Here is a 19,915-nt window from a genome sequence, read left to right on the forward strand (position 1 = left end):
CGGCGCTGCCGGGAAGCTGTGCCCAAGGCACAGGAAATGCCCGCCGCCCACGCTGCGGCGAACAACAAGAACAAGACGTGAGGGATGCCATGAATACTGTGAGCAACGTACTGATCGTGGGCGGTGGGATTGGCGGGCTGTGCGCCGCCATCGCGCTGCGCCGCAAGGGGATGGCGGTCGACCTGGTCGAACTCAAGACCGAGTGGACCGTCTACGGCGTCGGCATCATCCAGCAGAGCAACGTGGTGCGCGAGATGCACCGCCTGGGGGTGCTCGATGCCTACCTGAGCGCGGCCTACGCCTTCGAGGACGTAGCCATCTACACCACTGAAGGCCACCAGCTGGCGCGTATTCCGGGGCAGCGCCTGGCCGGCCCGCAGTACCCGGCCAACGTCGGTATCTCCCGCCGTGCCTTGCACAAGGTGCTGAGCGAAACCGCCATCGAACTCGGTACCCAAGTGCGCCTGGGCACCTCTGTGGAGAGCTTCGAGCAGGATGCCACTGGCGTGGACGTGCTGTTCAGCGATGGCCGCCAGGGGCGCTATGCGTTGGTGGTCGGTGCCGATGGCCTGTACTCGAAGATCCGTGGTTTGCTGTTCGGTGATGCCTACCAGCCGCAATTCACCGGCCAGTCGGTATGGCGTCACAACTTCCCGCGCGCAGCCGGTATCGACCACCTGGCCAATTACCAGGGCCCCTCGGGCAATGCTGGGCTGGTGCCGCTGGCCGACAACCTGATGTACCTGTTCACCACTTCCCACGAACCGGGCAACCCGTGGATGGACCCGGCCGGGCTTGCTGCTGGCCTGCGCCAGCGCCTGGCGGGGTTTGGCGGGTTGATCGGTGAGCTGCGCGAACAGATCCGTGACAGCGCAGAGGTCGTCTACAAGCCACTGGAGGCGGTGTTCGTCGACGAGCCCTGGTACCGCGGCCGCGTGCTGCTGATTGGCGATGCGGCCCATGCCACCACACCGCACCTGGGGCAGGGTGCGGGCATGGCCATCGAAGATGCCGTAGTGCTGGCCGAAGCGCTGACCGCCGGCGGCAGCCTGGACGAGCAGTTGCAGTGCTTCATGGGCCGCCGTTTCGAGCGCTGCAAGTTCATCAGCGACATGTCGCTGCTGGCGGGCGAGAAAGAGGTCCAGCGTGACCCGTCCTTTGACCGCATCGGCCTGGTCAAGCAGATGCTGGAGGTCACGGCCCGGCCGATCTGATACCTGTGCCCGGCGCACCCTGCCTTGCTGGCGCGCCGCGACGCATGCCAACACCGACACAAGAACAAGAAAGAGGAAACCACGATGTTGACTCGTAAAGGTGCAACCGCCCGGCCGTTGCCGCCGCTCAAACCCCTCACCCTGGCGATTTTCGCGCTGGCGGCCAGCCAGGCCCAGGCGCTGCAATTCGATACTGGCAACCCGGACCTGAGGGTACGCTGGGACAATACCCTGAAGTACAGCGCCGCCTGGCGCACCCAGGATGCCAGCAGCAAACTCACCGAGGGGCAGACGGCACTGAACCTGGATGATGGTGACCGCAACTTCGACAAAGGCCTGATTTCCAACCGCCTGGACCTGCTGTCAGAGCTGGATGTGACCTACGGCAACGTCGGCGCCCGGGTCAGTGGCGCGGCCTGGTATGACGATGTCTACAACCAAGGTACCGACAATGGCGACCCCAGCCGCGCCAACAGCTATTCGGTAGATTTCGACGAGTTCACCGATGACACCCGCACCTTGCACGGGCGCAAGGGCGAGCTGCTCGATGCGTTCATCTTTGGCAAGGCCGAGATCGGTGAGCTGCCGGTGTCTGGCCGCCTGGGCCGTTACGCCATGCAGTGGGGCGAGAGCCTGTTCTACGGCATGAACGGCATCGCCGGGGGCATGGCGCCGGTGGATGTGGTCAAGGGCCTGTCGGTGCCCAACACCCAGTTCAAGGAGCTGATCCGCCCGGTGCAGCAGATTTCCGGGCAGTTGCAGCTGACGCCGGATGTTTCCCTGGGCGCCTACTACCAGTTCGAGTGGGAGGCCAACCGCCTGCCGGCAGCCGGTAGCTATTTCTCCAACGACGACTTCTTTGGGGACGGCGCAGAGCGCATGTTCGTTGGCGCGCCGGTGTTCCCTGGTGGCCAGCCACTGGCCTTCTATCATGGCAACGACAAGGAAGCCAAAGACTCGGGGCAGGGCGGTGTGCAGTTGCGTTGGCGCACCGAGACCGTGGACTGGGGGCTCTATGCCATTCGCTTCCACGACAAGTCACCGCAGCTCAACGTACGCCCCGACTTCGCCAACCTCGACCCGGTCAGTGGCAAGGCCGGCGAGTTCTACTGGGTGTACCCCGAGGGCATCGAGGCACTGGGCGCCAGTTTTTCCACCACCCTGGGCAACTTCAACGTCGCGGGCGAGCTTTCCACCCGTTGGAACCAGCCACTGGCCTCGACCAACCAGCATGCACTGGCGACGGGCGAGGTGATCGACAACGACGACAACCCGGTCTACGCCACCGGCCGCACGCTGCATGCCAACGTCTCCTGGCTGGCGAGCCTGGAGCCTAACTTGATTGCCGCCGAGTCTACTTTCCTGGGCGAGATTGCCTGGAACCGGGTGATGAGCGTGAGCAAGAACGCCGACGCCGTCGACCCCAACGCCGACCGTGACGCCACCAGCCTGCGCCTGGTCTTCGAACCGATGTACCGGCAGATCTACCCAGGCCTGGACCTCTCGGTGCCGATCGGGGCGAGCTACACCAACGGTGCCTCGATGGCCTTGGGTACCGGCTTTGGCACCGACCATGGCGGCGACCTGAACATCGGCCTGAAGGGCAACTATCTCAATACCTGGAGCCTTGGCCTGACCTACACGCATTACTACGGCCCGGAAAACACCTTCCTCGATGCCGACAACAACTACACCTTCGAACAGTCGCTCAAAGACCGCGACTTCATCGCCTTCACCGTCAGCCGTACCTTCTGACCGAGGACTACCCGATGAAACACAACAATAAAGTCGTTTCCCTGTTCACTGCCCTGAGTGCCTCGCTGCTGCTCGCCCACGGCGCTTTTGCCGCGGTGTCCCCCGAGCAGGCGGCAACGCTCAAGACCACACTGACCCCATTGGGCGGCGAGCGTGCCGGCAATGCCGACGGCAGTATCCCCGCCTGGACCGGCGGTTACACCCAGGTCGACGCCGCTTACAAGGACGGCGGCAAGCGTGGCGACCCGTTCGCCGCTGACAAGCCGCTGCTGACAATCACTGCGCAGAACATGACGCAGTACGCTGACAAGCTGACCCCAGGCATCCAGGCGATGCTCAAGAAGTACCCCGACAGCTACCGGTTGGACGTGTACCCGACCCACCGCAGCGCTGCCGCACCGCAATCGGTGTATGACGCAACCTTTGCCAACGCCACCAGCGGCAAGTTGGTGGACGGCCCTGCCGGCGCCATGCCCGAAGGCGCCTCCGGGGGCATTCCGTTCCCGATCCCGGGCAATGGCGTAGAAGCCATGTGGAACCACCTGCTGCGCTGGCGCGGGGCCTCGTGGCACGCCAGCTTCAACCAGTACCTGACCACCGCCGACGGCAAGCACGTGCTGACCAACGATTCGCGCGCCGATTTGCAGATGCCCTGGTATCTGCCTGGGGGCAGTGGTGACAAAGGTGTGTTCTGGTCCATCCGCATGACCAACGATGGGCCGCCATTGCGGGCGGGCGAGGCCATCACCGGCCTTGAAAACCTCAATGCCGATAAAGCGGCGGTGTGGACCTACCTGCCTGGTCAGCGCCGCGTGCGCCGCCTGCCCAATGCCTGCTGCGACACGCCGACCCCAGCTACAGCGGGGGTGATGAGTTTCGACGAACTGTACGTGTTCAACGGCCGCCTGGACCGCTTCGACTGGAAGCTGGTGGGCAAGAAAGAGATGTACATCCCCTACAACGCCAACAAGGTGTTTACCGCCGCCAACGCCGAAGCGCTGCTCGACCCGCATCACCTCAAGCCACAAGCCATCCGCTGGGAACTGCATCGGGTGTGGGTGGTGGAGGCGAAGCTCAAGGAGGGCCAGCGTCACGTGATGCCCAAGAGCACCTACTACCTCGATGAAGACACCTGGGCGGCGGTGCTGGGTGAGCGATACGACGCACGCAACCAGTTGGCCAAAGTGGTCTGGACCTCGCCGGTGGTACTGCCTGACCTGCCTGGCGTGGTGACCCTGACCAACGGCTTCTATGACCTGCTGTCCGGCGCGTGGTTTGCCGGCGATCTGTTTGCCGGCAAGCAGGAGCAGTACCGCATCGTGCCGCCCTACAAGGACTCGGTATTCACCGCCGATGCCATGGCGGGTGAGGGCGTGCGCTGAGCAGGCGCATTGCACCTGGGCTGTATCGACTACAAGAACAAAAGGTTGCGTGCGATGAACAAGATGCTCCATGGCTGGCTGCTGGCCGCCTGTTGCGCGCTGCCCCCGGCCTACGCCGGCGGTAGCGTGGATGTGCTCTCGCAGCCCGCAGTGCAGGGCCCCCAGGCCTTGCGAGCGGTGTTGCAGGATGTGGCCCGTGCCGGCACGCGCCTGGTGTCGGTGGGCGAACGTGGCGTGGTGCTGCTCTCGGATGACAACGGCAAGGCCTGGCGCCAGGCCAAGACCGTGCCGGTGAGTGTCAGCCTGACCGCGGTGCAGTTCGTCGACGAGCGCAACGGCTGGGCGGTTGGCCACGCCGGCGTAGTGCTGCGCAGCGAGGATGGCGGCGAGCACTGGACTTTGCAGCTCGACGGCAAGCGCGCCGCTGCGCTGGAGTTGCAGGCAGCCGAGGCATCTGCTGATGAGCGCCGTTTGGCCGCGGCACAACGGCTGCTGGCCGACGGTGCCGACAAGCCGTTGCTGGCGCTGAGCTTTGCCGATGCGCAGCACGGCCTGGTCGTGGGCGCCTACGGCCTGGCCATGATCACGGCCGACGGCGGGCGCAGCTGGCAGTCCGGCATGGGCCTGTTGCCCAACCGCCGCGGCCTGCACCTGTATGCCTTGGCACGTCAGGGCGCTGACGTGTATGTCGCCGGCGAACAGGGCCTGCTGCTGAGTTCGCGCGATGGCGGTGCTCATTTCGAGGCTTTGCAAGGCCCTTATGACGGGAGCTACTTCGCTGCCAGCGTGCTGCCCAACGGGCGGCTGCTGGTCGGCGGGTTACGCGGTTCGTTGTTTGCCTCCGATGACGGCGGTGCCAGTTTCCAGGCGTTGGCCAACCCGATTCCTGCTTCGCTCAACGGCATCCGCGTCGCCGGTGATCACGTGTTGCTGGCCAACCAGGCCGGGATGCTGCTGCGCAGCAGCCTCAGCGACTTTGCCGCGCATCCCTTGCCGGTCTCCGATGGCCTGCCACTGACTGCCGCCACCACTGCCGCCGACGGTTCCATCGTCGCCGTCGGCATGGCCGGTGCACGCCGCCTGGCACCTTCTTCTTCCTCTTCCACGAAGGACTGAGCCATGCATGCCATGAATCCGCCCGCGCCTTGCAGCGGCCGTCTCGATGACTTCGACAACATGTCCGGGTCGCTGCTGGAGCGTGCACTGTTCAACCACCGGGCGCTGGTCCTGCTGTTGTGCCTGGCCGCGACCTTGCTGCTTGGCTGGCAGGCCACGCGCCTGACGCTCAACGCCAGTTTCGAGAAGACGATTGCGCGCGATCACCCATTCGTCCACAACTACCTGGAACACCGCCAGGAACTTGCCGGCCTGGGCAACGCGGTGCGCATCGCCGTGGCCAACCCCAGTGGCAGCATCTACGACAAGGACTATCTGCACAGCCTGCAGCAGCTCAACGACGCGGTGTACCTGCTGCCGGGCGTCGACCGTGCGGCGATGAAGTCGCTTTGGACCCCCTCAACCCGCTGGGCCGGGGTGACCGAGGAGGGCCTGGAAGGCGGCCCGGTGATCCCCGACGGCTACGACGGCGGCCTCGCGAGCCTCGAAGCGCTCAAGCGCAACGTCGAACGCTCCAACGAGATCGGCCAGTTGGTGGCCTTCGACCAGCGTTCGAGCATCGTCTACGTGCCGCTGCTGGAAACGACGCCGGACGGCAAGGCGCTTGACTACACCGCCTTCGCCAGCGAACTGGAAACCCTGCGTGAACGCTTCCAGCAGCAGGGTGTGCAGATTCACATCACCGGCTTCGCCAAGGTGGTGGGCGATCTGATCGATGGGCTGAGGCAGATCCTGCTGTTCTTCGCCGCCGCCATCGCCATCACGGCTGTCGTGCTCTATTGGTACACCCGATGTGCGCGCAGTACGGCGCTGGTGGTGACCTGCTCACTGGTGGCAGTGATCTGGCAAATGGGCCTGCTGCCGGTGCTGGGATACGAACTGGACCCGTACTCGGTGCTGGTGCCGTTTCTGGTGTTCGCCATCGGCATGAGCCATGGCGCACAGAAGATGAACGGCATCATGCAGGACATCGGCCGCGGCATGCACCGCCTGGTGGCGGCGCGCTTCACCTTCCGCCGGCTGTTCCTGGCCGGGCTCACTGCGCTGTTGTGTGATGCAGTGGGTTTTGCGGTGCTGATGATCATCCGTATCCAGGTGATCCAGGACCTTGCCGTCATCGCCAGCCTCGGCGTGGCGGTGCTGATCTTCACCAACCTGATCCTGCTGCCGGTGCTGCTTTCCTATGTCGGCGTCAGCGCCCGAGGTGCGCGCCGTAGCCTGCGCGCCGAAGAGGCGGAGGCAAGCGGGGCGCAGAAGCACGCGATGTGGCGCCTGCTGGACCACTTCACCCGGCGCCGCTGGGCGGCGTGGTGCATTGCACTGGCGGTACTGATGGCCGCTGGCGGATTCGCCGTGAGCCTGCACCTGAAGGTCGGTGACCTGGATGCTGGCGCCCCCGAGCTGCGTGCGGACTCGCGTTACAACCGCGACAACGCCTTCATCACCGAGCATTACGGTGCCAGCAGTGACGTGTTTGCGGTGATGGTGCGCACGCCAGCCGGCGGCTGCTCGGCCTACGATACCCTCAAGCGTGTGGACGACCTTGACTGGCAGTTGCGCGGCCTGCCGGGCGTGGACTCGACCAACTCACTGGCGCTGCTCAACCGCAGGGTACTGGTTGGCCTGTCTGAAGGCAGCCCGAAGTGGTACGAGCTGGTGAACAACCAGGCGACCCTGAACATGGTCACCGCCAACGCCCCGCGCGGGCTGTACAACGATGACTGCAGCCTGCTCACGCTCTATGCCTACCTCACTGACCACAAGGCCGACACGCTTGCGCGGGTGGTGGACACCGTGCAGACCTTTGCCCGCGACAACGACAGCGAACAGGCCACCTTCCTGCTCGCTGCCGGCAGCGCCGGCATCGAGGCCGCCACCAACCAGGTGGTGAAACAGGCCAACCGCGACATGCTCTGGTGGGTTTACGGGGCCGTCATCCTGCTTTGCCTGGTGACCTTCCGCTCCTGGCGTGCGGTGCTTTGCGCGGTGTTGCCGCTGGTGCTCACCTCGATCCTTTGCGAAGCGTTGATGGTGGCGTTGGGCATCGGCGTGAAGGTGGCGACCTTGCCTGTGATCGCGCTCGGCGTCGGCATCGGAGTGGACTACGCGCTCTATGTGATGAGCATCGTGCTGGCCCAGCTGCGACAGGGGGCGAGCCTTTCCCAGGCGTATTACCGCGCGCTGCTGTTCACCGGCAAGGTGGTGATGCTGACTGGCGTGACCCTGGCCATTGCGGTGGGCACCTGGATCTTCTCGCCGATCAAGTTCCAGGCAGACATGGGCGTGCTGCTGGCCTTCATGTTCGTGTGGAACATGGTCGGGGCACTGGTCCTGCTGCCGGCACTGGCCTACTTCCTGCTGCCGCAAGGCCAGGTGCGTTCGCAGGCGGATCCGGTGTTGCCTGCTCGTGAGCCTTTGTCGCAACAGTGCCTGGCAGGCGCTGAACTCACCCCGCGCCAGGCGAAGCTTCATTCGCTGGAGGAGGTGAGCCATGGCCGCTGAACGTATCGCCGGCAGTGTTCAGGCGCTGCTATTGCTGTTCGGCAGCTGCCTGCCGGTGCTGGGGGCAGTGCTGATCGCGCCTGTGCTGCCACGCATGCAGATGCATTTCACCGAGACGCCCGGCGTCGCGGTGCTGGTACCGGTCGTGCTGACGCTGCCTGCGCTGGTGATTGCGTTGGCGGCACCATGGGCCGGGATGCTGGCGGACCGTGTCGGCCGACGGGCTTTGCTGCTCGCCAGCATGCTGCTTTACAGCGTCTGCGGGGTGCTGCCGCTGTGGCTGGATTCACTTGGTCTGATCATCGCCAGCCGCGCCGGCATTGGCCTGGCCGAAGCCGGGATCATGACCTGCTGCACCACATTGATGGGTGACTACTTCGATGGCCAGCGCCGGGAGCGCCTGTTTGCCCTGCAAATGGTCGCCACTTCGCTGTCAGCCGCCCTGTTCATGGGGCTGGGCGGGGCACTGGGCGAGAACAGCTGGCGTACGCCGTTCGCGCTGTATGCAGTCGGCGTGTTGTGCCTGCCGCTGATGGCCTTGCTGTTGTGGGAGCCTCAGGCCCGCCGTGTCGAACCTCAACACGCCCAGGCTTCACGCTTTCCCTGGGCCGCCTTGGCGCCGATCTACCTGCTGACCGGCCTGGCAGGTGTGAGCCTGTTCATCGTACCGGTGCAGGTTGGTTACCTGCTGCAACTGCTGCAGGTGGATGCGCCCCAGCAGGTGGGCCTGACCATGGGCGCCAACCAGCTCGGCGTGCTGGCCGGCGCACTGGCCTTCCGTTTGCTGGCCCGCCAGCCTGCTGGCCGCCTGCTGGCGCTGGGGTTTGCCACGGCGGGGCTTGGCGGCGGGCTGATGGCGCTTTCCACCAGCCACGCAATGGTGGTGTTGGCCGTACTGGTCAATGGCCTGGGCGTGGGCCTGTTGCTGCCCACCCTGATCAGCCAGGTCATGCAGCACGTCGGTTTCGACCAGCGCGGCCGGGCCACGGGCGGCTTCACCGCAGCGATTTTCGCCGGTGAATTCATCAGCCCTTTGCTGGTGCTTGCGCTGACCGGCGGCGCGGCGCCGCATCTGCCCCAGGCGCTGCTACTGGTTGCCCTCAGCCAACTGATCCTGGCGCCGCTGTGCCTGCTGCTGTTGCGTCGCGCCCGCGCGGCGGGCGCAGTGGGGGCGCTGTGAACGATCAGCTTTCCAACACAGGCCCAGGTGCCGCCCCTGGCACCGGCCACGGTAATTGACAGGAGACAGCATGCAGTCACTTGCAACCTTCAAACGCGTCGTCACCGGCCACGACTCCCAAGGGCAGGCGGTGGTGGCCAGTTGTGGCCCTACGGCGCATGACTTTGCGCTCAAGGCGGTGCCTGGCACGGTGTTCTACGAAGTGTGGAACAGTGCCGGCAGCCCGGCGCTGCTGGATAACGGCGACGACCCGACCGCCCGGCCCCTGCAATTGAGCCCCGGCCCGTTGGGCAGTGTGATCCGCGTGGTGGATATCCCGCCGGACAGCCTGCAGAACCAGGTCAGCGCTGAGCAGGCGGCGGCCGCCTTCGCCGAAATCGGCGAAGCGCATGCCGGCACGGGCAACGCTGATTCAAAGCACAAACTGATGCACCGCACAGAAACCCTGGATTACGGGATCGTCACTGAAGGTGAGGTGTGGCTGGTGCTGGACGGCGACGAGGTACACCTCAAGCGGGGTGACATCGTCGTGCAGCGCGGCACCAATCATGCCTGGAGCAACCGCACCGCGCAGATGGCCCGCATGGTATTCATCCTGCTTGACGGTCGTTACGCCGAGCAGCTCAAGGAGGTGCTGCCATGAAGCTCGCCACACTCAATGACGGTAGCCGCGCTGGCCGCCTGCTGGTGGTTGCCCGCAACCTGGAGCGGGCGGTGGAGGCCAGCAGCATCGCCGCTACGCTGCAGGCTGCCCTGGACGACTGGGCGCAGGTCGAGGGCGACCTGCAGCAATTGTATGAGCAGCTCAACGCCGGGCAGGCCCCGGGTGCGTTCGACCTTGACCTGGCACTGCTCGCCGCGCCGCTGCCCCAGGCCAGGCAGTGGCTGGACGCTTCATCCTTCCTCAGCCACGGCGAGCTGATGCAGAAGGCCTTCAACCTGGACCCCATCGATGGCGTCGAGCACATACCGTTGATCTATCAGGGGGCCGGCGACGACTTTCTTGGGCCGCGGGCCGACATTCCCTTGCCCAGCGAGGCCCACGGCATCGATTTCGAGGGCGAGTTCGCGGTGCTGGTCGACGACGTGCCCATGGGCTGCCCGCCGGACCGGGCCTTGCAGCATGTGCGTCTGGTGCTGCAACTCAACGACGTCAGCTTGCGTGCACTGGCGCCCAGGGAAATGAAGACCGGCTTCGGTTTTGTCCAGGCCAAGCCCGCCAGCAGCTTTGCTCCGGTGGCGGTTACCCCCGACGAACTCGGCGACGCCTGGCGCGACGGTCGTGTGCACCTGCCGCTGAACGTGGAGTGGAACGGCGAGTGGTTCGGCCACCCCCATGGCGGAGCCATGCATTTCGGGTTCCACCAACTGATCGCTCACGCGGCGCTGACCCGGCGCCTTAGCGCCGGGACCTTGATCGGCTCGGGTACCGTGTCCAACGCGGACCGTTCCGTAGGGTCGGCGTGCATCGCTGAGCGCCGTGCCATTGAAACCATCGCCCACGGTGCACCGCGCACGGCCTTCATGCGCTTCGGCGACCGCGTGCGGATGGAGGCACGGGACACCTCAGGCGAGGTGCTGTTCGGCGCCATCGAGCAGCGTGTGGTGCCGGGAGGTTGGCAATGCGCGTGATGGTCAGCGGGGCCAATGGCTTCGTCGGTCGCCAGCTGGTAGGGCGCCTGCTGGAGGCGGGGACGCTGCGCGGGCAGCGTATCCAGGCGTTGCTGGTGCTGGACCAGCAACTGGACGGGTTACCCGACGATGCGCGGCTACGGCGCCATTATGGCAGTGTCACCGACCCTGCCTTGTTGCGCCGGGCGCTGGCCGATGGTGTGGATGTGGTGTTCCACCTGGCCAGTCTGCCCGGGGGCGCCGCAGAGGCGCAGTACGAGCTGGGTTACCAGGTGAATCTGCAGGGCAGCCTGGAGCTGCTCGACCAGTTGCGCAATGCCCGGCGACCGCCAGTGCTGGTGTACGCCAGCAGCGTTGCGGTGTATGGCGGCGATCTACCCCAGCGCATGGATGAAGACCAGCCGGCCTCGCCGCAACTGTCCTATGCGGCCCACAAACGCATGGTGGAAATCGCACTGCAGGACCTGGCGCGGCGCGGCGAGGTGGATGGCCGCGCGCTGCGCCTGCCCGGCATCGTCGCCCGGCCGCGCGAGCCGAACGGCCTGCGCTCGGCGTTCATGAGCGACTTGTTGCACGCCTATGCGGCTGGCGAACCCTATACCTGCCCGGTCTCGGCTCAAGCAAGCGCCTGGTGGATGTCGGCGCGCTGTTGCGTGGACAACCTGCTGCATGCCGCCGAACTGCAAGACCCGGGCTACGGGCGGATCTGGCAGTTGCCCGTGCTGCACTTGTCGATCGCCCAGGTGCTTGCCGGGCTGCAGGCCTGCCTTGGCGACGAGAACCATGCATGCATCAGCTTCGCTCCCGAGCCACAGCTCGAAGCGCTGTTCGGTCGTTATCCACCCTTGCGCACAACCCAGGCCCGCAAGCTGGGCTTCTGCCATGACGGCTCAGTGCTTGGCCTGCTGCGCAACGCCCTTGATCTGCCACCGCGCCGCAGCATTGCGGCAACCCGTAAAGGAATGTGTGCATGAACGTGAACAAGCGTCGCTTGCTGGACCTTTCTGTAACCCTGGACAACAACCCTTACACTGACCCACCGCCTTTGCTGCCAAAGATCGACTACATGGACCACCAGCAGGGCTGGCCGGAAATGGCCGCGATGTTCCCTGGCCTGCGCAAGGAAGACCTGCCGGGCGATGAGTCGTGGGCAGCTGAACGGCTGCAGATCACCACCCACAGCGGTACGCACATGGATGCGCCCTGGCATTATGCGTCCACCACCAATGGCGGCGAGCGGGCGTTCGGCATCGATGAGCTGCCTTTGGAGTGGTGCCTGCAGCCGGGTGTGAAGCTGGATTTTCGCCACTTGCCGGACGGCCACGTGGTGACGGCGGCGCAGGTGGAGGTCGAACTGGCTCGCATCGGCCATCAACTGCAGCCGCTGGACATCGTGCTGGTCAATACCCGCGCAGGCAGCCTGTTTGGCCAGCCCGGCTACCTCGAAGCCGGGGTTGGCATGGGCCGCGAAGCGACGCTTTACCTGTTGGAGCGGGGGGTAAGGGTGGTCGGCACCGATGCCTGGAGCTGGGATGCACCGTTCAAGTACACCCGTGAACGTTTCAGCGCCACGGGCGATGCGTCGATCATCTGGGAAGGCCACAAGGCTGGCCGCGACATCGGGTATGGGCAGATGGAGAAACTGGCCAACCTGGAGCAGCTTCCGGCCTATGGCTTCATGGTCAGTTGCTTCCCCTACAAGATCCGCCAGGCATCCGCCGGGTTCGTTCGAGCAGTGGCCATCTTCGATTAGCAAGGCTGGCGGCCAGCCGCCGAGCTGGCCGCCCATCCCGGCACAACGATGGCGAGGTGAACTTTATCGGGCGTCCAGGCTTCCTCTGTTACAGCAGCGGTTGCCCCGGTGGGGCAGCCAGCGCTGCATCACGCCAAAGGTTGAGGAGGGGCAATGAAGACGCAAAGCACGCTAGCGCCTGAAAAAGCAGGCCAGGCAAAGGGCCAAGGTGAAGTAGAGCGGGACAACGATGCCCGTCGGCCAGACGGCTCAAGCGGTACGGCGCATGATTCCACCGCGCAGCAAACCGCGCGAGGCAAGGGGCCGCACTCGTCCGAACACGCCGACACCGAGGATGACCTGGGCTTTGACCCGGACTCACCGGATCTGGACGACCCGCAGGTCGATCCCCAAGGGCCGGCCAAGCCGCCCAGGGATGTGGAGAAAAAGGCAACATGATCGAGGCCGTGAGCGCGGATGTGCTGGGTGATGCTCAGCGCACCCGCTCACCGCTTTGTACCGAAAGCTCCAGGGCTTTTTGCATGTCCAGCCGTGCAGAACGCCCCACGTCCCGGTCATGCAACTGAAAGTTGCGCTCGGAGGGCAGGATCGGTGCGGTGAGGTCTTCGGCGTCCTCTCGCTCGAAGTCGTGATTGCCGCCAATGGTCATGGCGCTACGGCGCAGCAGCATGCGCAGCTGCTCGGGCTGCAACTGCGGGTTGATCGACAGCATCGCGGCCACAAGGCCTGTGACCATCGGGGTGGCATAGGACGTGCCGCAATGCACCGCGCCGGGCTGGCCTGCCTGGCGGGTCGAGGCGTGGGCGCAGGCTGCGGCGGTGATGTCGACGCGCATGTCTACATTCGAGGTGCTGCGCTTGACGGCGTAGTTCGGTGACTCGACAGGGACAGAAGCCTGCCCGCTACGTTGATGGCCGCCCACCACGAGCAGTTGTTCGGTGATGAAGGAGGAGGGCAGGCGATACTCGTCGGTGCCCGAGAACGAGGCGCCGTTGCCGGCCGAGTTGACCACGACCACATCCGGATGGGCCTTGCGCAGCCAGAGAAAGAACTCCTCGAGCAGCTCTTCATAGCCGCCCATGGCAATCCCGGAGCGCAGCAGGGAATCCACCTCATCGCCTTGCACGTTGCGCGCACCGACGCGGTGAATACCCCAGCTCCAGTTGAGTACGCGCACGCCGTCCTCGACCAGGTTCACCGATGCGGCGATGTTGGCGGTGATACCGGCATCGGAGTTGCGTTCGACAATCACCTCGAAACCACCTGCCGCCTTGTCCAGCCCCCGCAGGAAGCCGGTGTTGCCCCCGTCATCCCAGCCGGCGGCGAGAATGCCGGCGACGGTTGTGCCGTGGTTGTCCGGCTTGCTGGCATCCTGGGCATACACGCAGGTGCGGTGCCCGTCGCAGGCGCCCAGGTAATCGGCGAAATCTGCGGTATCGAAGTCGACATTGCGTTCGATCACCCCGACCCGAACCGGGGTGGGCAGCACCGGCACCTGGCGGCCCGGGATGCGCCGCTGGTAGTAGTGCACCGCATCGACGAAGCGGTTGGCAGCCCATTCGTCCGACCCTTGCGCAGGCTTGCTGGCCCCCGGTGCCTCAGTGGGGGCGTGTTCTGCCTCTTCGGCCGCCGATTCCTCCACCACCACCGCATCCACGCTGGTTTCACCGCCCAGGCGCAATACCAGCGCGTCACGCTGCACCAGGTCCTGGGCGGGCAGGCGCAACTGATACAGGTTCAGAGGAGCGATGCTGCCCACCACCTTGGCCCCGTATTTGCGCGCCAAACGTTCGGCTTCCTGGCGGCCGTCGTGGTCCTCTTCTATCAGCACGCTGACCAGATCGACATAGGTGGTCAGGCCATCCATGTTCCTGGCCACTTCCTTGGGCCCTGCGGCCAGCACATGGTTGTTGCGCAGGGTAAGCCAGGCGGCATTGCTGGCACGCGGGCCGTCCTGCAACCACAGCGGGCCGCTTTGCACGGCCGTGCCGTCCAGTTGCAGGCGCAAGGTATCCCCCTGGCGCTGGACACGCTCCGGGGCCACTGCTTGGCCGCTGAGCAGCAGCTGCGGCGTGGCCTGGCCAAGCCCCTGCACGCGCAGGCACCAGGTTTGCTGCTGGCTGTTCAGCAAGTCGCCGCAGCGTTTGAGCTGTTGCAGGCGCAACGGCTGCTCGGCGAACGCAGCGGTGCTGACAGCCAGCGCCAGGGCAAGGGCAATGCGTGTACGGCCCATGGCTTACTCCATGGCCTCGGCCACGCCCTGATCCTCACCCAGGAAACCACCGCTCTGGTGCTGCCACAGCCTGGCATAGGTGCCGTTCCTGGCGAGCAGTTCGCTGTGGGTTCCCTGTTCTATGATGCGCCCCTCGTCCATGACGATAAGCCGGTCCATGGCGGCGATCGTCGACAGCCGGTGGGCGATGGCGATGACCGTCTTGCCCTCCATCATTTCATTGAGGCTTTCCTGGATGGCGACCTCGACTTCCGAATCCAGCGCGCTGGTGGCTTCATCGAGCAGCAGGATCGGGGCGTTCTTGAGCATGACCCGGGCGATGGCGATGCGTTGGCGCTGCCCGCCTGAAAGCTTGATGCCGCGTTCACCCACCAAGGTGTCATAGCCGCTGTGGCCTTGCCGGTCGCTGAGCTGCTCGATGAATGCGTCGGCCTGGGCGTTGGCTGCGGCGCGGCGTATCTGTTGCTCGGTCGCATCGGGGCGGCCGTAGGCGATGTTGTCGCGGATGGAACGGTGCAGCAGGGAGGTGTCCTGGGTGACCATGCCGATGGCGCTGCGCAGGCTGTCCTGGGTGACCTTGGCAATGTTCTGCCCATCGATACGGATTTCGCCGCTGTCGACGTCGTAAAAACGCAGCAGCAGGTTGATCAGCGTGGACTTGCCCGCACCGGAACGGCCCACCAGGCCGACCTTTTCGCCTGGGCGAATGTGCAGCGTCAGGCCATCGAGCACCTGACGTTCGCCGTTGTAGTTGAAGCTGACATTGTCGAAGTCCACCGCACCGCCAGTGGTCTTGAGCACTCCGGCGTTCGGTGCATCCTGCACCTTCGGGCCGCGCGTGAGGGTTTCCATGCCATCCTGCACGGTGCCGATGTTCTCGAACAGCGAAGTCATCTGCCACATGATCCAGTGCGACATGCCGTTGACCCGCAGTGCCATGGCGGTAATCGCCGCAACGGCGCCCGTGCCCACTTCGCCCTGGTGCCAGAGCCACAGGGCATAGCCGCCAGCGCCAGCGATCAGGCCGACCACCAGCGCCTGGTTGACGATCTCGAACTGGCTGACCAGGCGCATCTGGCGAAAACCGGTGAGCTTGAAGTCTTCCATGGCCGCCCGCGCAAAGTGCGCTTCACGCTTGGAGTGCGAGAACAGCTTCACCGTAGTGATGTTGGTGTAGGCGTCCGACACTCGCCCGGTCATCGACGAACGCGCGTGGGCCTGCTCCTGCCCCACTTGCCCCAGGCGCGGCACGAAGTACAGCATGGCCAGCCCGAACAACGCGACCCAGGCAATGAAAGGCAGCATCAGCTTGAGGTCGAAGCCGCCGGCCAGGGCGATGATCGCGATGAAATACACGCCGATGCCCGGTGCGATCTCGATAATGGTGAACAACACCTCGCGCACCGCCAGGGCCGTCTGCATCACTTTGGTGGTGACCCGGCCGGAGAACTCGTCAGAGAAGAACGAAAGGCTCTGACGCAGCATCAGCCGGTGGAAGTCCCAACGCAGCCGCAGCGGCAGGTTGATCGCCAGTACCTGGTGCTGCACCATCGTGCGCAGCGCCACCAGGCCTATGCTGGTCAGCAATACGATGGCGATGCCCCACAACACCCGGGTTTCCTGCCCATCGGCAGCGCCGCCCGCCTGCCAGGCCGCCAGCAGGTCGACGACCTGCCCCAGGAAGGAAAACAGCCAGGCTTCATAGATCGACACCCCGGCACTGAGCAGCGCGAGCGCAAGCACATAGCCACGCGCGCCTCGCGTGCAGGCCCACAGGAAGCGCAGCAGGCCAACCGGGGGTGGTGGAGCCTCGTCGGGTGGGAAAGGGTCGAGCCGTCGTTCAAAGGCGCGCAGCATAAAGTCTCCGAATGGTTCAGGTATCGCTCACTTGCGACAGGGGCCTGGCCACGTGTTCAAGTGGCCGTTGTTCTGCCGCCACGCCCCACAGCGCCTGGGCCAGTGCCGCGATGATCATCAACGCTGCGCCGATCAGGTAGCCGTACAGGACATTCAGGCGCTCACCGGTCTCGATCAGCGCGCCGAACAGGGTCGGGCCGATCAGGCCGCCAAGCCCTGTGCCGAATGCATAGAATACGGCAATGGCCAGCGCGCGGATTTCCAGGGGGAAGGTTTCTGCCACGGTAAGGTAGGCCGAACTGGCGGCTGCCGAGGCAAAAAAGAAAATCACCATCCAGGCAATCGTCTGCTCGGTCACATCGATCAGTTGCTGCTGGAACAAGTAACCGCTGCCGGCCAACAATACCCCGGAAAGCAGATAGGTCGAGCTGATCATGATGCGCCGCCCGACCACGTCGAACAGCCGGCCCAGCAGCAACGGCCCGCAGAAATTGCCCAGAGCGAACGGCAGGATGTACCAGCCCACCTGGGCAGCCGGCACGTTGTAGAAGTCGGTCAGCACCAGGGCATAGGTGAAGAAGATCGCGTTGTAGAAAAAGGCCTGGGCGGTCAGCAGTGTCAGCCCGACCAGTGCCCGCCGCCGGTGCACCACGAAGAGGCTGTGGAACACCTCGCGCAGGGGCGTGTGATCGCGTGCGCGCAGGCGCAGGGCCGGGCTTTGCAGCGGGGGAATGGCGATGCCGCGCTGGTGGTAATGGCGCTCGATGGCGGCGACGATGCGTTCGGCCTCTTCCGGCTGATTGTGAATCATCAACCAGCGTGGGCTTTCCGGTATCCACAGGCGCATCAGCAGGATCAGCAAACCGAGTACCGCGCCGATGCCGAAACACAGCCGCCAGCCCAGTTCGCCGCCCAGCACCGCCGGGTCGAGCAAAATTACTGCGCCCACCGCACCCAACGCTGCACCGATCCAGAACGTGCCGTTGATGGTCAGGTCGACCCAGCCGCGATAGCGCGCCGGGGTGAATTCCTGGATGGTCGAATTGATGGCGGTGTACTCACCGCCGATGCCGGCCCCGGTGAGCAAGCGAAACAGCAGAAAGCTCCACAGGTCCCAGGCGAACGCCGTGGCAGCCGTTGCGCCGATGTACAGCACCAGCGTGATGAAGAACAGCTTGCGCCGCCCCAGGCGGTCGGTTAGCCAGCCGAACAGCAATGCACCCAGTACGGCCCCGGCGATGTAGGCTGCGCCTGCCAGGCCGATCTGGATATTGGTCATTGCCAGCGTCGGGCTGGCCTTGAGGGCGCCCGACACCGAGCCGGCCAAGGTCACCTCAAGGCCGTCGAGCAGCCAGGTGATGCCCAGCGCCATGACCAGCAAGGTGTGAAAACGCGTCCACGGCAGCCGGTCGAGGCGGGCCGGAATGTCGGTGCTGTAGAAGCGCTCCTGCGCAGAAGCGCCGGCTGGTTGCTGCAAGGCGTGGGTCGTCATGGCACGTCCTGTTGGCTGACGGGGCAGGGCTGTTGGGTCAGCGTCTTTCAGAAGAGCCCATAGGCGGATAAAAGTTTGATTCGTTTCGCTCGGGGCAGGCCATCAGCCCAGTTTGGCATGCCACGGTGAACATTCACGGCCCCACGCCCTCAAAATCACAGGGTCTCAAGGTTGTGCCTGCAGCCCGGAATTCCAACCACAGAGGAGTCAATGTCATGCCACGTGGAGACAAGGACAAATACACCGAAAAGCAAAAGCGCAAGGCTGAGCACATAGAAGAAAGCTATGAGCATAAGGGGGTCTCCAAGGATGAGGCCGAGGCTCGCGCATGGGCTACCGTCAACAAGCAGTCCGGAGGTGGCGAGAAAGCTGGGGGCTCAGGCAAGAAGACCACGCCCGGCGAAAAGAGCACCGCGCGTTCTGATTCCGCCAGGCGTGCGGCCAAAACCCGTCAGGGCCATGCCCGCGCATCAGGCTCGTCCCTGCAGACCCAGACCAAGGAAAGCCTGATGAAGGAGGCCCGCAGCAAGGACATCAAGGGGCGCTCCAGCATGACCAAGGCCCAATTGGTCGAAGCCCTGCGCAGGCACGGTTGAAAGCGGCCAGAGCCCAAGTGCCGCTCAGGCCTCCTTGAAGCCCCGCCCCTCGATGCCCTGGCCCAGGGCATCGGCCCCTTGCGGCAGCGCTGTGACCTTGATCGCCCGCACCGGTACCGCGAATTTTGCGCCGATTCTGGAGAACCGTTCGAGCAGGCGGAAGTTGATGGCCTGCTGGATGTCCATGTAGAGGTTGTAGCCTGGGTCCTTGACGATGTAGACGCATTCGAACTCCAGCGCCTCCTTGCCGAAACCGCGCAAGTGGGCGCGGTCGAAACGCGCCTGCTCTTGTGCCTTGATCGCTTCCTCGACAATGGCCGGGGCTTTTTTCACGGCCTCGGTCGGGGTGTCGTAAGACAGGCCGAACTCAAAGACGATGCGCCGCTCCTGCAGGCGCTTGTAGTTCTGGATGGTGCTGCTGATCATGCTGGCGTTGGCCATGACGATCTGCTCACCGCCCAGGCTGCGGATGCGCGTGGTCTTCAGCCCGACCTGTTCGACGGTGCCGGCCAGTGCGCCGATGACGATGAAGTCGCCCACCTCGAACGGCTTGTCCACGGCAATCGCCAGCGAGGCGAACAGGTCGCCGAGGATGTTCTGCACGGCAAGCGCAACGGCAATGCCGCCCACGCCCAGGCTTGCGACGAAGGCGGTGATGTTCACGCCCAGGTTCGACAGCATGGCCAGCAGTACCACCGACCACAGCAGCACCCGTGCGCCCCACCCCGCCAGGGTGGCCAGGGCGCTGCCCTGGTTCAGGCCCGCGGTGCTGTGCCGGGCGAAGTAACGGTTAAGGCCCAGGCCGATGGCGCGGTTGACCCACAAGCCGATCTGCAGCGCCGCCACCACGAACCAGAGGCTGCCCACCCGGCTCAGCCAGCGCTCGGGCAGGTCGAGCATGCTCAGGCCTACCAGAACAGAGGCAAGGAACAGCAGGAAGTTGCTGGTGCCGGACAGCACTTTGGCCATTACCTGGCTCAGTGCGCCGTCATGCTCGGACCAGCGTTGCACCCGCCTGAGCAAAAAACTGATGGCCGCCCGGGTGGCCAGGAAGGTCAGGGCGGCGACAGCCAGTGCCAGCAGCAGGTTGAGGATGGAAATACCGAACACGGTGGTGTCGGTGAAAAATTCGATGATGCGATCGTTCATGAGCGATTGGCCTCCTGGTTGCCCTTGAGTGAATTCGCACGTGCAGTTCATCGG

Annotated in this window: 15 protein-coding genes and 1 pseudogene; 12 read left to right on the forward strand and 4 right to left on the reverse strand. The window is 64.9% G+C overall.

What is annotated here, in order from left to right; genetic code table 11:
• Positions 1 to 89 precede the first annotated feature (89 nt).
• The 11 genes and pseudogenes from JOE27_RS02320 to JOE27_RS24750 form a co-directional block, all read left to right on the forward strand.
• A complete protein-coding gene (locus JOE27_RS02320) occupies positions 90 to 1,214 on the forward strand; it encodes an FAD-dependent oxidoreductase (protein WP_046785548.1) in 1,125 nt (374 codons plus the stop codon).
• Between the two features lie 84 nt (positions 1,215 to 1,298).
• Positions 1,299 to 2,969 (forward strand): DUF1302 domain-containing protein, encoded by a 1,671-nt coding sequence (locus JOE27_RS02325; RefSeq protein ID WP_115275127.1) that lies wholly within the window; start codon positions 1,299 to 1,301, stop codon positions 2,967 to 2,969.
• A gap of 14 nt (positions 2,970 to 2,983) precedes the next feature.
• Positions 2,984 to 4,351 (forward strand): DUF1329 domain-containing protein, encoded by a 1,368-nt coding sequence (locus tag JOE27_RS02330; protein WP_204917722.1) that lies wholly within the window; start codon positions 2,984 to 2,986, stop codon positions 4,349 to 4,351.
• A 54-nt stretch (positions 4,352 to 4,405) separates the two neighbouring features.
• Entirely contained in the window at positions 4,406 to 5,467 is a 1,062-nt protein-coding gene (locus JOE27_RS02335) for a YCF48-related protein (RefSeq protein ID WP_204917724.1), read from the forward strand.
• Between the two features lie 3 nt (positions 5,468 to 5,470).
• Positions 5,471 to 7,969 carry an MMPL family transporter gene (locus tag JOE27_RS02340; protein ID WP_204917726.1) on the forward strand — a complete coding sequence of 833 codons (2,499 nt, stop codon included), beginning with the start codon at positions 5,471 to 5,473 and terminating at the stop codon, positions 7,967 to 7,969.
• The gene (locus JOE27_RS02345) at positions 7,959 to 9,149 is read left to right on the forward strand and encodes an MFS transporter (RefSeq protein ID WP_174141432.1); all 1,191 of its coding nucleotides are present in this window, start codon (positions 7,959 to 7,961) and stop codon (positions 9,147 to 9,149) included. The genes JOE27_RS02340 and JOE27_RS02345 overlap by 11 nt, the downstream gene beginning before the upstream one ends.
• 70 nt (positions 9,150 to 9,219) lie before the next feature.
• Positions 9,220 to 9,792, forward strand: coding sequence for a cupin domain-containing protein (locus JOE27_RS02350; protein WP_046785541.1), 573 nt, complete (start codon positions 9,220 to 9,222; stop codon positions 9,790 to 9,792).
• Complete coding sequence (locus JOE27_RS02355; RefSeq protein WP_046785540.1) at positions 9,789 to 10,781, forward strand: fumarylacetoacetate hydrolase family protein; 993 nt, start codon at positions 9,789 to 9,791, stop codon at positions 10,779 to 10,781. Before JOE27_RS02350 ends, JOE27_RS02355 begins: the two co-directional genes overlap by 4 nt.
• A complete protein-coding gene (locus tag JOE27_RS02360; RefSeq protein ID WP_204917729.1) occupies positions 10,772 to 11,755 on the forward strand; it encodes an NAD-dependent epimerase/dehydratase family protein in 984 nt (327 codons plus the stop codon). The genes JOE27_RS02355 and JOE27_RS02360 overlap by 10 nt, the downstream gene beginning before the upstream one ends.
• Positions 11,752 to 12,534 (forward strand): cyclase family protein, encoded by a 783-nt coding sequence (locus tag JOE27_RS02365; RefSeq protein ID WP_204917731.1) that lies wholly within the window; start codon positions 11,752 to 11,754, stop codon positions 12,532 to 12,534. Before JOE27_RS02360 ends, JOE27_RS02365 begins: the two co-directional genes overlap by 4 nt.
• A gap of 297 nt (positions 12,535 to 12,831) precedes the next feature.
• Positions 12,832 to 12,972 (forward strand): annotated as a pseudogene (locus JOE27_RS24750) (DUF6021 family protein); the annotation flags it as partial.
• A 34-nt stretch (positions 12,973 to 13,006) separates the two neighbouring features.
• Here JOE27_RS24750 and JOE27_RS02375 read toward each other — a convergent pair.
• Genes JOE27_RS02375 through JOE27_RS02385 form a run of 3 tightly spaced genes read right to left on the reverse strand, consistent with a single transcriptional unit; the run spans position 13,007 to position 18,116 of the window.
• Positions 13,007 to 14,767, reverse strand: coding sequence for a S8/S53 family peptidase (locus tag JOE27_RS02375; protein WP_204917734.1), 1,761 nt, complete (start codon positions 14,765 to 14,767; stop codon positions 13,007 to 13,009).
• 3 nt (positions 14,768 to 14,770) lie between these two features.
• Complete coding sequence (locus JOE27_RS02380) at positions 14,771 to 16,624, reverse strand: ABC transporter ATP-binding protein (protein ID WP_115275119.1); 1,854 nt, start codon at positions 16,622 to 16,624, stop codon at positions 14,771 to 14,773.
• A gap of 16 nt (positions 16,625 to 16,640) precedes the next feature.
• A complete protein-coding gene (locus JOE27_RS02385; RefSeq protein ID WP_204917735.1) occupies positions 16,641 to 18,116 on the reverse strand; it encodes an MFS transporter in 1,476 nt (491 codons plus the stop codon).
• Between the two features lie 215 nt (positions 18,117 to 18,331).
• Between JOE27_RS02385 and JOE27_RS02390 the strand changes: the two genes are divergently transcribed.
• Positions 18,332 to 18,712 (forward strand): termination factor Rho, encoded by a 381-nt coding sequence (locus JOE27_RS02390; RefSeq protein WP_119688785.1) that lies wholly within the window; start codon positions 18,332 to 18,334, stop codon positions 18,710 to 18,712.
• 24 nt (positions 18,713 to 18,736) lie between these two features.
• Here JOE27_RS02390 and JOE27_RS02395 read toward each other — a convergent pair whose 3' ends face one another.
• Positions 18,737 to 19,861: a mechanosensitive ion channel family protein gene (locus JOE27_RS02395; protein ID WP_046785533.1), complete on the reverse strand. Its 1,125-nt coding sequence runs from the start codon at positions 19,859 to 19,861 to the stop codon at positions 18,737 to 18,739.
• Between the last annotated feature and the right edge of the window lie 54 nt (positions 19,862 to 19,915).

Source organism: Pseudomonas sp. M5 (genome assembly GCF_016907075.1).
GTDB classification, from domain to species: domain Bacteria; phylum Pseudomonadota; class Gammaproteobacteria; order Pseudomonadales; family Pseudomonadaceae; genus Aquipseudomonas; species Aquipseudomonas putida_E.

What these genes read in the sequence shown, in the direction of transcription:
- JOE27_RS02365 (WP_204917731.1), top strand. Translation starts at nt 11,752, where the DNA reads ATGAACGTGAACAAGCGTCGCTTGCTGGACCTTTCTGTAACCCTGGAC.
- JOE27_RS02335 (WP_204917724.1), top strand. Translation starts at nt 4,406, where the DNA reads ATGAACAAGATGCTCCATGGCTGGCTGCTGGCCGCCTGTTGCGCGCTG.
- JOE27_RS02340 (WP_204917726.1), top strand. Translation starts at nt 5,471, where the DNA reads ATGCATGCCATGAATCCGCCCGCGCCTTGCAGCGGCCGTCTCGATGAC.
- JOE27_RS02360 (WP_204917729.1), top strand. Translation starts at nt 10,772, where the DNA reads ATGCGCGTGATGGTCAGCGGGGCCAATGGCTTCGTCGGTCGCCAGCTG.
- JOE27_RS02375 (WP_204917734.1), bottom strand. Translation starts at nt 14,767, where the DNA reads ATGGGCCGTACACGCATTGCCCTTGCCCTGGCGCTGGCTGTCAGCACC.
- JOE27_RS02380 (WP_115275119.1), bottom strand. Translation starts at nt 16,624, where the DNA reads ATGCTGCGCGCCTTTGAACGACGGCTCGACCCTTTCCCACCCGACGAG.
- JOE27_RS02345 (WP_174141432.1), top strand. Translation starts at nt 7,959, where the DNA reads ATGGCCGCTGAACGTATCGCCGGCAGTGTTCAGGCGCTGCTATTGCTG.
- JOE27_RS02320 (WP_046785548.1), top strand. Translation starts at nt 90, where the DNA reads ATGAATACTGTGAGCAACGTACTGATCGTGGGCGGTGGGATTGGCGGG.
- JOE27_RS02325 (WP_115275127.1), top strand. Translation starts at nt 1,299, where the DNA reads ATGTTGACTCGTAAAGGTGCAACCGCCCGGCCGTTGCCGCCGCTCAAA.
- JOE27_RS02395 (WP_046785533.1), bottom strand. Translation starts at nt 19,861, where the DNA reads ATGAACGATCGCATCATCGAATTTTTCACCGACACCACCGTGTTCGGT.
- JOE27_RS02390 (WP_119688785.1), top strand. Translation starts at nt 18,332, where the DNA reads ATGCCACGTGGAGACAAGGACAAATACACCGAAAAGCAAAAGCGCAAG.
- JOE27_RS02350 (WP_046785541.1), top strand. Translation starts at nt 9,220, where the DNA reads ATGCAGTCACTTGCAACCTTCAAACGCGTCGTCACCGGCCACGACTCC.
- JOE27_RS02355 (WP_046785540.1), top strand. Translation starts at nt 9,789, where the DNA reads ATGAAGCTCGCCACACTCAATGACGGTAGCCGCGCTGGCCGCCTGCTG.
- JOE27_RS02330 (WP_204917722.1), top strand. Translation starts at nt 2,984, where the DNA reads ATGAAACACAACAATAAAGTCGTTTCCCTGTTCACTGCCCTGAGTGCC.
- JOE27_RS02385 (WP_204917735.1), bottom strand. Translation starts at nt 18,116, where the DNA reads ATGACGACCCACGCCTTGCAGCAACCAGCCGGCGCTTCTGCGCAGGAG.